The sequence below is a fragment of the Psychrobacter sp. Ps6 genome, from assembly GCF_022129235.1.
Lineage (GTDB): Bacteria > Pseudomonadota > Gammaproteobacteria > Pseudomonadales > Moraxellaceae > Psychrobacter.
On sequence record NZ_JADQAI010000001.1, the window covers coordinates 162,367 to 174,742 of the forward strand.

The following is a 12,376-nucleotide window of genomic DNA, read 5'->3' on the forward strand; positions in this document are numbered from 1 at the left end:
AGGACAGGTATAGCATGAGTCGTGAAATCTTAACGGTAGTAGAAACTGTCAGTAATGAAAAGGGCTTAAATCCTGAAGATATCTTTGAAGCCATAGAAGACGCTTTGGTGGTATCAACCAAGAAAAAAGTATATACCGAGCAGCCAGAAGTGGCTGTGCGAGTAGCTATCGATCGTGCAACTGGCGATTATGACACTTATCGTTACTGGACCGTGGTTGCAGATGAAGACCATGAAATGCCTGCTTGTCAGCTTGCTATCACAGATCTTGATCAAGAAGAATGGTCAATTGGTGATATCAAAGAAGAGCAAATCGAATCGATTGAATTTGGTCGTATTGCGGCTACTCAAGCAAAACAGGTCATCATCCAAAAAATCCGTGAAGCTGAGCGTGCACTTGTTGCAGACGCTTTCGAGCCACGTGTTGGTGAAATGATGTATGGCGAAGTCAAGAAACAGACACGTGATGGCTATATTATTGACTTGGGCGACAATGCTGAAGGTTACTTGTCACGCGATCAAATGTTGCCACGTGAGCAGCTACGTGCAAAATCGCGTATCAACGCCATCTTATACCATGTAAACCGCGAAAACCGCGGTGCACAGTTATTGTTGTCTCGCACGCATCCTGAAATGCTATCAGCATTGATGCAAAAAGAAGTACCTGAGATCGCAGAACAAATTATTGAAATTCGCAATGTCGCTCGCTTGCCTGGCACCCGTGCTAAAATAGCCGTGAAGACCAACGATCATCGTATTGACCCAGTCGGTGCCTGTATTGGTATGCGTGGTACACGTATCCAAGCAGTACAGCAAGAGCTAGATGGTGAGCGTATTGACGTCGTGGTATGGTCAGATGATCCTGCTCAGTTCATCATCAGCTCTTTAGAGCCAGCTGATGTCAGCAGCATCATCTTAGATGAAGACACTCAAACAGCAGATATTATCTTTAGCACCAATGATCAGTTGGCGCGTGCTATTGGCTCTCAAGGTCAGAACGTACGTCTAGCTTCTGAGTTGACTGGTTATAAGCTAAATATGATGCTTGAAGAAGAGTACAAACAGCGTCAAGAAAACGAATCAAAAGCATTCATCGAATTATTTTATGAGCGCTTAGAAGTTGATCAAGACTTAGCACAGGCATTGGTTGATATAGGTTTTACCAGCATCGAAGAAGTCGCCTATGTGCCCGTTGAGACCTTCTATGACATCGAAGGCTTAGATGATGAAGCAATCGATATGATTCAAGAACGTGCTAAAGACGTCGTCATTGCTGACGAGCTGGTCAAACAACAGAACATGAAAGAGCCAAGTCAAGAGCTCCAAGAGCTTGAAGGGATGACAGTCAGCTGGGCCTATAAAATGGCACAAAAAGACATTATTACCGTTGATGATTTGGCAGAACAAGCCGTCTTCGATCTAGAAGATATCGAAGGATTAGACTCTGAAACTGCAGGAAAACTCATCATGAAAGCTCGGGAATCTTGGTTCGATGAATAAGCGGTAACTGCATATCGCTGTCTTTTGGTGATATGCTATTGAGAATAAAGTGCTGATATCTATTTATAAATATCAGCCTTAACCCAATCATTTGTAGCCAACAACTGAATTGAACATATAGCAAATAATAGACAGTAGGTGATAATAAATGGCAGATAAGACCGTCAAAGAACTGGCAGAAATGGTAGGCAAAACTACAAGTGCTGTAAAGCAGCAATTAGTAGATGCTGGCCTGCCTGCTCGCGCAGAGGATGACTTAGTCACCGAGCTTGAGCAAGAAAAGCTGGTGACGTATTTAAAACAAAGTCATGGTCAACAAGAAAAGCGTCGTATTAGTCTGAAGTCTAAGACCACTAGTACCGCGCGTGTGACTGGCTCTTCGGGCAAATCTAAGAGCGTCAATGTTGAAGTGCGTAAAAAGAAAGTATTCGAAAAGCCTGATCCAGAAAAAATGGCTGAAGAATTAGCAGCGCGTGAGCAGGCTCTCATTGAGTCTCAAGAACGTGCCGTCAAAGAAGCTGAAGAACGTGCCGCTACTAAGAAAAAAGCGGAAGAGCGTCAAGCGGCAACTTTAGCAGCGATGCGTGCAAGTCTAGGCTCTAGTAAAAAATCAGACGACAAAAACGATGATATCTCCACCTCAGTTGTCGTTAAAAAAGGTGGTAAAGCGAGCAAAGCCACTGTTGAAGTTAAGCCTAAAGAGCAGCCAAAGAAAAAAGTTGCTGCTACTAAGCCTAAAGTGGAAACCGCTGCTGAGCGTAAAGCTCGCGAAACGCGTGAGAAAGAAGAAGCGCGTCTGCGTGAAATCGAATTAGAGACCCGCCGTACTCAAGCTGAAGAAGCACAAAAACGTACACTTGAGCAAATGCGTAAAATGGCTGGTAAATATACCGACCGTGAGCCTGTTACTGAAGTGCGTAAAGATGAACCATTGGCTGAAGGTCTGGTCGGTGACGCATTAGAAGAATCATTTGAAAAAGAGCGTCGCGAAATCAAACGTGGTGCAAATAGCACGGGTACTCGCGGTCGTCGCCGTAAGAATCAAGATGAGCGTGAAATCAAAAACCGTAAAAACGGTTTGCGTTCAACACAAGCTTCACAGCATAAGTTTGAAAAACCAGTCGAAAAAATCGTCTATGATGTTGAGATTAGTGAGCAGATCTCAGTTGCTGATCTTGCTCAGCGTATGGCGGTTAAAGCTCGCGAAGTCACTAAGCTACTCATGAAAATGGGCGAAATGGCTCGTGAATCAGACACGATTGATCAAGCAACTGCAAGTTTGCTGGTTGAAGAGATGGGTCACAATCCAGTACCAGTCAGTGATACCAAAGTGGAAGACGATCTACAAGATGCCGTTGATGAGCGTAGCAGTAACGTTCAAACACGTCCACCAGTAGTGACGATCATGGGTCACGTTGATCATGGTAAGACATCACTACTTGATAAAATTCGTGAAACGAAAGTTGCGAATGGTGAAGCGGGTGGTATTACTCAGCATATCGGTGCTTACCACGTAAAAACCGATCGCGGTGTTATCACTTTCCTTGATACTCCAGGTCACGCAGCGTTTAGCGCAATGCGTTCACGCGGTGCTCAGGCAACTGATATTGTTGTACTTGTCGTCGCAGCTGATGATGGCATGATGCCACAAACGGCAGAAGCGATTGATCATGCGCGTGCTGCTGGTACGCCAATCATTGTTGCTATTAATAAAATGGATAAGCCAAGTGCTGATCCTGACCGTGTTCTCAATGAACTGACAACGAAAGAAGTCATCTCAGAAGAATGGGGCGGTGACACACCAATGGCTCGTATCTCTGCCAAAACTGGCGAAGGTATCGACGAGTTGCTAGAGTTTATTAGCTTGCAAGCTGAGCTAATGGAGCTAGAAGCTCCACTAGATGGTGCTGCACAGGGTGTGGTCATCGAATCAAGACTTGAAAAGGGTCGTGGTCCTGTTGTTAGTGTCCTAGTGAAGAAAGGGACATTGAAGCAAGGCGACTTGGTTTTAGCCGGTGAGCACTATGGTAAAGTTCGTGCACTAACTGACGAGCATGGCCAACGTATCAAGTCGGCTGGTCCGTCTATCCCTGTAGAGATTTTGGGCTTGCCTGAAACACCTGCTGCTGGTAGCGAATTCCTAGTTGTGACGGATGAGAAAAAAGCGCGCGAAGTTGCGGACTTTAGAACCAACCGTGAGCGTGAGCGTCAACTTGAACGTCAAAACGCCATGCGTCTAGAGAGTATGTTCGATCAAATGGGTCAAGGCGATGTGTCATTCTTGAACATAGTATTGAAGACAGACGTACGTGGTTCACTTGAAGCACTACTAGCTGCATTGAACGAGTTGTCTACTGATGAAGTCAAAGTCAGAGTCATCAGTTCAGGCGTTGGTCCTATCTCTGAGTCTGACGTAACACTTGCCGAATCTAGCGAAGCGGTATTGTTGGGCTTCAACGTCCGTGCAGATGCCACCGCACGCCGTAAAGCAGATACTGCTAACATGGATATTCGCTACTATAGTGTCATCTATGGTTTGATCGATGATGTGAAATCTGCAATGAGCGGTATGCTAGCTCCTGAACATCGTGAGAAAATCCTTGGTGTTGCAGAGGTTCGTGAAGTATTCCGCTCTAGTAAGTTTGGTGCGGCTGCTGGTTGTATGGTGGTTGAAGGTACAATTTATCGCAACAAACCTATCCGCGTATTGCGTGATGACCAAGTTATCTTTACCGGTCAATTGCAATCATTGCGTCGCTATAAAGAAGACGTTAATGAAGTACGTACTGGTATGGAATGTGGTCTGGCCGTTCGTGGCTATGATGTCGAAGCTGGCGATAAGATCGAAGTCTTTGAAATTCAAGAGTTCGCCCGTACTATCTAAAGCCGCTGTTCGATAGCAGAGTATGTAGCAATGCAATATGCCAAATGTGCTGAGCATGCTAAACACTCTGTCGATATTCAGCTGTACTTAGGCCTATCAGGTACACCCTGCTAGGCCTTTTTTAGCAAATATCATTACTACATTTTTTAGCAAACCGTTCTATATATTAATAACAATAAGCCCATTAAAGTAAGGTAACAACATGAACCAACGTCTACAACGCTTATCCGATCAGATCCAGCGTGAGCTTGCTGTTCTTATTCGTGATGAAGTCAATGATCCTCGTCTGACAGGTTTTGTCACAATCTCCAGTGTCAAAGTGAGCCCAGATTTAGGCTATGCAGATATCTATGTCACTATCATGGAGCCTGAGCTCAATGATGCCATGACTAAGACCAATCACGAAGAAAGCGTCAAAGTACTGAACAAAGCAGCAGGATTTTTGCGTACGGAGCTAAGCCATAGTCTAAAAACACGTACTACGCCACGTCTACGCTTTCACTATGATGAAGTGACTGCTCATGGTAACTACATGATGGACTTGATCAGTAAAGCCGTCACCAAAACTGAGCAAAACGAGAATGACGAGTAAGTTATTATTATGTCTATAGCGACTAAGCAACCTGACAAAAAAGCCAGCAAAGCACCTGAAAAAATAAAAGTTTCAGGGGTGATCTTGGTGGACAAACCCAAAGGTATGACTTCACAGCAAGTTGTGTCGAAAGTGAAGTATTTGTTTAAGTCACCGATACACGATAGTAAAAAAGCTGGTCATACTGGTACGCTTGATCCGATGGCAACTGGTTTACTGCCGATTTGCCTAGGCGAAGCGACCAAGTTTAGTCATTATCAACTGGATGCTGACAAGTCTTATCAAGCAACGATTCTTCTTGGTAGCCAAACCGATACGGGTGATGCAGACGGTCAAGTGGTGGCACAATCGGCTATTCCAGCATTTGATGATGCTTCATTGGCTACTATCGCACAGCAGTTTCTGGGCCCTCAGCAGCAAATACCACCGATGTATTCAGCATTAAAAAAAGATGGCAAAAAACTGTATGAGTATGCCCGTGCTGGTATTGAAATCGATAGGCCACCGAGAGATATCATTATTAAGGCGATTGAGCTGCATGCGATTGATGATATACAGATTTGTTTGACAGTCACTTGTACCAAAGGGACTTACGTACGTGTGTTAGCAGAGGATATCGCGAAAACATTGGGTACGCTTGGACATTTAACGGCATTGCGTCGCACGCAAGTCGGTAATTTTAGTGTTGATGACTCTATTGCACTATCGGCTTTAGAAGACAAAGACCTAGATAGCCGACACTCTCAGTTATTGCCTGTCGATGCGTGTATTGATATCGATGCTGAGTTGATATTGACCGAAGAACAGTGCGCGCGCGTACATATGGGACAGCGCTTAAACGTATCCGATAGCTTGACAGGTAAGCTTAGAGATTATGTTGCAAGCAATGCTGCTTATCAAATATCCAATGCCAGTGAAGCAGAAACTAGTACTGTCGGTTCTGATATTTGTAATGAAGGCAGCATTGATATCTCGCAGCCTTTAGAGCACGAGTTACCTGTTGATATACGTTTGCTAAATGAGCAAGGAGCATTTCTTGGATTAGGGGCTGTCAGCCTTAATGGTCGATTACAGCCTAAAAAGTTGATTCAACGCTGATAATAGAGTGATTGCTATAACTAATCTGTCAACTGAGACCTATTCAATTTACTAATAGTTTACACTAATCACATACCGTCACATTTTATTGCAGGTTTCACCTATGGTGAAACCTGTTTTTTTTGTACAGTATATACACCAGCTAGGGAAAGCTGGATCAAAAAAAATGGAAGAATGATATAACAATAGAAAATAAAAATAAGAAAGCATACAGAAAGGATATTCTTTAATAAGAAAAAATACGTCAGAGGATGACTGTCGTTAATGCAACAATCATTTATCAACTAATAATAAATAACAAAATTATCGCATAATAATAAATTTAATTATAAAAACTCAAGTAAAAATAAACAGAAACAAGTACAGACAGAAAAGGAATATTATGAAAACGATCGCTTTTTTACTACACAATAATTTTGAGCAAGCAGAATACGAAGACGTTAATAACCAGCTAAAAGACAAAGGTTACAAGACTATTCTGATTACTACTAATGAAGATAAAGAAGTGCAAGCTATGCAGCAAGATGTAGATAAAGGTGATACCTTTACTGCTGATATCTTCGTGAAAGACGCAAATGTTTCTGATTATGATGCACTGATATTACCAGGTGGCACGGTTAATGCGGATACGATCCGTGGTAACAAAGAAGCCCATGACATTATCAATGCCATCAATGATGCAGGCAAACCATTAGCTGTGATATGCCACGCTTCTTGGGCTCTTATCAACACAGGCATTGCGAAGGGCAAAACACTGACAGCCTATCATACGCTGCAAACAGATTTAGAAAATGCTGGTGCAACGTATGTCGACAAGACTGTACAAGTCGATGGCAATTTAATCACTTCACGTAATCCAGACGACATCAATAACTTCGTCGATGCCATTGACAAAGCATTGTCTTAACTTTTACTTCATTTATTGAAAGATGGGTTATCAAAACATTTCAATTATTTATAACTACAATTAAGGAAAATATTATGTCTAACTCTAACCCAAACGATACCAAGCTTGAGCAACAACGTGCTGAATCGGCAACTGCCGCTCTTAAGAGTCAAACTGAAGATAACCATACTGAAAACAGCGAAGCAGCTGCAGACCGCATCGCTAGCAATGTAGAAGATGCTAAAGAAGACAAATAGTATTTCTGTGTGTCATTCACTCTAGGATGGCACAGCTACATTTGGCTTTAGCTTAGTAGCAATAACTATCTTAGTAACTGTAAAGTAGATATTTCGGAAAATAATAATGTAGGAGCTAACATGAATAACTCAACAGATAATATGGATGCGCAAGAAAAAGAGATTCAGCAATTATCAGAAGACATTAATCCTAGTGAGGATGCTACTCCTGATAGTTTGGCAGAAGTCACCACAGCGTCACCACTTGACGATGACGAGCTAGGTGGCAATGCAACACAAGATGATGTTAACAAATAAGCAAACATTGTCATCTGTTGATGAATTGTCATCCCATTAAGGCTAAATCCAAATTTACAAGTTTTATGAAAAACTGCTGATAGTTCAGCAGTTTTTTGTTATAATTGCCCTCGCATTTAAATCAAGTTTTGAATAATGTATGTTGGTTAGATCTACACCTTGATTAGGTGTTGGCTTTGACTGATATAATGCATACGTTCAAACGTATTAAATGCTCGTTATCTTTAACTGAATTTGTCGTACACTAGGTCAACTCTAGTAATGCAGGGTTGTCCTGAATTGCGCGCAAGTTATTTTATTTATTATTCTATTGCTTTTAATCTGACTCAGATTGTAGTCTGTTTTTAAAGTTTTTAGCATTGCCGGAGATATTTATGCTAACTAATACCGATCGTGAACAAATCATCGCTCAATATCAACGTGGCGAAAACGACACTGGCTCTCCAGAAGTTCAAGTAGCTTTGTTGAGCGCTCGTATCAACGATTTGCAAAACCATTTTAAAGCACATAAAGCTGACCATCATAGCCGTCGCGGTCTTATCCGTATGGTTAACACGCGTCGTAAATTGCTTGATTACCTAAAAGGTAAAGATCTTGGTCGCTATACCGCTCTTATCAGCCAGTTAGGTCTACGTCGCTAATCTAACGACAATAGTACGAGTGGGTGATAAAACTAAAGACGCTATTATATGGCAGAATCTTAAAATCTTTGCTAACCGCTTGGAACTTGTTTGTTGTTATCGATAAAATAGATTTTTCTAAAAACGGTGTGGAATAGTTTCACGCCGTTTTTTTATGCTTATTCATTTTGGAAGCTATGTTTAGATAGCATCATTTGTCTAAAACACATCAAGGTCGACAAACATAAGCGACCAAAAATAGTGATAATGTTACTGATTGGGCGTTAAAATCCGTATTTCCTATCGATAACGGCTCTGTTCTGCAATTAATTGGTCAATGGCTATAAATCACTGTAAAATAATGCCTTGTGAGTTCGATAGTATATCTACTGAATATATAGCGACTACTGATAAAGTACTTGTCTCTTAGCTTACTGCGTAAATAGCTGATTCTTAAGAGCGTAGAAATAGCCTAGACGGTTTTTAGCGCCGAAGCCTTTTGACTTAATGTCTGTTTGATAGTATTTATAGTAAAGCCAAAATTGAACGACCAAATATACATAATAGTACGATGTCTAGCACGAAAAGATATATGAAATAATTAGGTAAAGTTATTGGTATTGATTGAGATGATTTCTAATAGAGAGATTGTCAGTTAATGACCATATACACAGAATTTTAATGACAGATATCAGGTTTTTTGAAGCTGATATCACTTTTGTCAGTCAACATTAGGAAGATTATATGACAATGTTTAATACCATTAAGCGTGAATTTCAGTACGGCGACCAGCAGATCGTTATCGAGACAGGACGTATTGCTCGTCAAGCAAACTCTATTTTAGTACACATGGGCGGCGTGACCGTACTTGTCGCAGCAGTCGTAAAATCAGAGGCCAAAGAAGGTCAAAACTTCTTTCCATTGACCGTAAACTATCAAGAAAAAATGTATGCAGCGGGTAAAATCCCAGGTGCTTACGGCAAACGTGAAGGCCGCGCGAGCGAGTTTGAAACGCTGACCTCTCGCTTAATCGACCGTCCGATTCGTCCGCTCTTCCCTGAAGGTTATGTAAACGAGATTCAAATCACTGCGACAGTTGTATCATCAGATAAAACGCAGTCTGCAGACATCGCTGCATTAATCGGTGCTTCAGCCGCATTGGCTATCTCTGATGCGCCATTCAATGGCCCTGTCGCTGCCGCTCGTGTTGGTTTTATTAACGGCGAATACGTACTAAACCCAACGACTGAGCAGCTTGAAACCAGTGATCTAGATTTGGTCGTGGCTGGTACTAAGTCTGCGGTATTGATGGTTGAATCTGAAGCAGCTGAGCTGTCAGAAGATCAGATGTTAGGTGCGGTATTATATGGTCATCAGCAGCAGCAAATCGTTATCGACAATATCGCGTCAATGGCGGAAGAAATTGGTACTGCTAAGCAGCAGTATTCTGCGCCTGAGCGTGATCAAGCGCTGACTAGCAGCATGAAAGCGCAGTTCGGTGAGCAAGTTGCAGATGCATACACCATCACTGATAAGCAAGAGCGCTACACGAAGCTTGATGAGATCAAACAATCAATCATTGATACGCTTGCTGGTGATGCTGAGTCAGAAACTTATGCCGATACTGTGTCTGAGCTAAAAGAAATCTACAACGACCTTAAATATCGTACTGTTCGTGACAATATCTTGTCAGGAAAGCCACGTATCGATGGTCGTGATCTTGAGACGGTTCGTGCGCTTGACGTACAAGTGGGCGTATTACCATATACACATGGTTCAGCGCTGTTTACCCGCGGTGAGACGCAAGCACTGGTTACTACCACGCTTGGTAACAGCCGTGACGTCAACATGATTGACTCATTAGGTGGCACGATTCGTGACCATTTCATGCTGCATTACAACTTCCCGCATTTCTCAGTGGGTGAGACAGGCCGCGAAGGTATTCCAAAGCGTCGTGAAATCGGCCATGGTCGCCTTGCACGCCGCGGTGTACAAGCGATGCTGCCAGATAGCGAACGCTTCCCATATGTCATCCGTGTAGTATCAGAAATCACTGAATCAAACGGTTCATCTTCTATGGCATCTGTTTGCGGTGCAAGCTTAGCGTTAATGGATGCAGGCGTACCATTAAAAGCACCAGTTGCTGGTATCGCGATGGGTCTGGTTAAAGAAGGCGAGCGTTTTGCTGTCTTGTCAGATATCTTGGGTGATGAAGATCATCTAGGTGATATGGACTTTAAAGTAGCCGGTTCTAAAAACGGTATCACTGCACTACAGATGGATATCAAGATTGAAGGTATTACCCCCGACATCATGGAGCAAGCGCTTAAGCAAGCCCACGCGGGCCGTATCCATATCTTGGACGCAATGAACCAAGTATTGCCTGAGAGCCGTACTGAAATCAACGCTCATGCACCGAACTATGCTGTTATCGAAATCAACCCAGACAAGATTCGTGACGTTATCGGTAAAGGCGGCGCAACTATCCGTCAGCTAACCGAAGAGACTGGTGCGGTTATCGATATCGATGACGCTGGTACGATTCGTATCTTTGGTGAAAACAAAGCAGCGACTAAGGCCGCTATCGGTAAAATCGAAGCAATAACTGCTGAAGTTGAAGTTGGTAAAACTTATGAAGGTACGGTTGCTCGTATCGTCGACTTTGGTGCATTTGTGAATGTTTTACCAAACACTGATGGCTTAGTACATATTTCACAAATCGCAGAAGAGCGCGTAGAAAATGTATCTGATTACCTAAAAGAAGGTCAGGTCGTTAAAGTGCTTGTACAAGACGTTGACAACCGTGGCCGTATCAAACTAACTATGAAAGGTGTTGAGCAGAACTAAGGCTCAGTATTCGATATAGTTTAAGTAATAAAAAACCGCCTTGGGATGCTCTTATGAGTGCCCAAGGCGGTTTTTTTATGGGCGCAAAAAAATGATGACTGGCTAGAGAGCCATTTATAAATCAATGCTTTTGGGCATATGTATATCGATACGAAGTTTTGGTAGGTCTTGTAAATACGTGGTCAATAATGGCAACGTATCAGTCTGCCAATCTAGAGGTAGCGAATTTATACTCTCATTTGTATTAGATATAGCATCGCGCGGATTGTCAGAGATAATCGGACGAGTGAGTAGTGCAACTCTACGTATGCCTTGGTAGCGTATGAGCGGTATTAATTGCTGCTGCAGGTCGATTAAAGCCGCGATGAGCCAACGCGACCGCGCAGGATGGTATGGGTGGTTTGATACAACAAGGTTGGCGATATAACTTGGCTGATTGCCGTTACTACTGACGCCAAGACCAGCTTGCTCACGTGTACGCTTATGCAGTAAGCAGCTGCCAACACTCAGACTGCCATCACGGCACGCGCTATGATAACGATGATAGTTATCAGGAAATAATGTTTTGGCTCGTGCAAGCACAGGGTCTAGAATGACACCAGCGTTATTGACAGGTAAAACAAGCAGCTGTGCATTACTATTTAAAATAGAGGTATGTGTGAGTTGCAGAATCGCCATTATAGACCTCTTTGTGAAAATCCTGCGTTTATTGTGTCTCTGTACTAGCAGGGCTATCCGCTTCTAATTGTGCTATCTGCTGTTCAAGTAGAGCGATTTGTTCGGCTTTCATATCGGTTAGCTGTTTATTCATTGCCAGTTGCTCCGCAGCCAACTTTTCTTGTTCAGCTAAGCGTTTACGTTCGTCCTCTAAACGATCAATTTCTTCTTTAGCTAAGCTATCCGTCTTTGGCAGAGGCGCATTTAAAATAGCTTTAGGATTTGGCGTTTCAACACGCCTATCGCCGTCTGCACGGTCGCTCTCATCAGTGACACTGCTGTCAGTGAGTACAGTGTCAGGCTCATCAGTTACGATGTCTGGACTCGAAGCCGCTTGAGCGGCCTCAGTTTGCTCATTCATCGTAGGTGACTGACTGATAGGTGAAACCACCTCTGGCTCGGGTTTTGCCCAAAGTAAGTAACCAATAGCAATGAGTATCACCGCAAAAATAAGTACTATCCAAACGCGTCGGCTTGCTTGCGCAGTTTTTGCTTTAGAAGACTTGGTCGATACAGGGCGCATTTTTTTACGGTTCATATTGTGATCAATTGATGGCAAGAATATAAGTAGACCTACTATAGCAAACTCAAAATAAAAAGCCTATCTATTGATAGATAGGCTTAAATCAGTATTAAATAGTGAGTTGCTTAGGTGGTAGTCTAGAGCCGATACTGGATA

General features: G+C 42.8%; 11 protein-coding genes. 9 read left to right on the forward strand and 2 right to left on the reverse strand.

Annotated features, from left to right (window positions below; all coding sequences use genetic code 11):
* Positions 1-14: 14 nt before the first annotated feature.
* From nusA to pnp, 9 genes are all read left to right on the forward strand, one after another.
* On the forward strand, positions 15-1,499 hold the full coding sequence (nusA, locus tag I3255_RS00705; RefSeq protein WP_238035957.1) for a transcription termination factor NusA: 1,485 nt from the start codon (positions 15-17) through the stop codon (positions 1,497-1,499).
* 148 nt (positions 1,500-1,647) lie between these two features.
* On the forward strand, positions 1,648-4,383 hold the full coding sequence (gene infB / locus I3255_RS00710; RefSeq protein WP_238035958.1) for a translation initiation factor IF-2: 2,736 nt from the start codon (positions 1,648-1,650) through the stop codon (positions 4,381-4,383).
* 202 nt (positions 4,384-4,585) lie between these two features.
* On the forward strand, positions 4,586-4,975 hold the full coding sequence (locus I3255_RS00715; protein ID WP_238035959.1) for a ribosome-binding factor A: 390 nt from the start codon (positions 4,586-4,588) through the stop codon (positions 4,973-4,975).
* A gap of 9 nt (positions 4,976-4,984) precedes the next feature.
* Entirely contained in the window at positions 4,985-6,073 is a 1,089-nt protein-coding gene (truB, locus tag I3255_RS00720) for a tRNA pseudouridine(55) synthase TruB (RefSeq protein WP_238035960.1), read from the forward strand.
* A gap of 382 nt (positions 6,074-6,455) precedes the next feature.
* Positions 6,456-6,980 (forward strand): type 1 glutamine amidotransferase domain-containing protein, encoded by a 525-nt coding sequence (locus I3255_RS00725; protein ID WP_238035961.1) that lies wholly within the window; start codon positions 6,456-6,458, stop codon positions 6,978-6,980.
* 74 nt (positions 6,981-7,054) lie between these two features.
* Complete coding sequence (locus I3255_RS00730) at positions 7,055-7,216, forward strand: hypothetical protein (RefSeq protein WP_238035963.1); 162 nt, start codon at positions 7,055-7,057, stop codon at positions 7,214-7,216.
* 120 nt (positions 7,217-7,336) lie between these two features.
* Positions 7,337-7,513: a hypothetical protein gene (locus I3255_RS00735; RefSeq protein WP_238035964.1), complete on the forward strand. Its 177-nt coding sequence runs from the start codon at positions 7,337-7,339 to the stop codon at positions 7,511-7,513.
* Positions 7,514-7,887: 374 nt separating this feature from the next.
* On the forward strand, positions 7,888-8,154 hold the full coding sequence (rpsO, locus tag I3255_RS00740; protein ID WP_238035965.1) for a 30S ribosomal protein S15: 267 nt from the start codon (positions 7,888-7,890) through the stop codon (positions 8,152-8,154).
* Between the two features lie 723 nt (positions 8,155-8,877).
* Complete coding sequence (pnp, locus tag I3255_RS00745; RefSeq protein WP_238035966.1) at positions 8,878-10,980, forward strand: polyribonucleotide nucleotidyltransferase; 2,103 nt, start codon at positions 8,878-8,880, stop codon at positions 10,978-10,980.
* A 114-nt stretch (positions 10,981-11,094) separates the two neighbouring features.
* Here the strand turns inward: pnp and I3255_RS00750 are convergent, their stop codons facing one another.
* Entirely contained in the window at positions 11,095-11,658 is a 564-nt protein-coding gene (locus I3255_RS00750) for a hypothetical protein (RefSeq protein WP_238035967.1), read from the reverse strand.
* A gap of 28 nt (positions 11,659-11,686) precedes the next feature.
* Entirely contained in the window at positions 11,687-12,235 is a 549-nt protein-coding gene (locus I3255_RS00755) for a hypothetical protein (RefSeq protein ID WP_238035968.1), read from the reverse strand.
* Between the last annotated feature and the right edge of the window lie 141 nt (positions 12,236-12,376).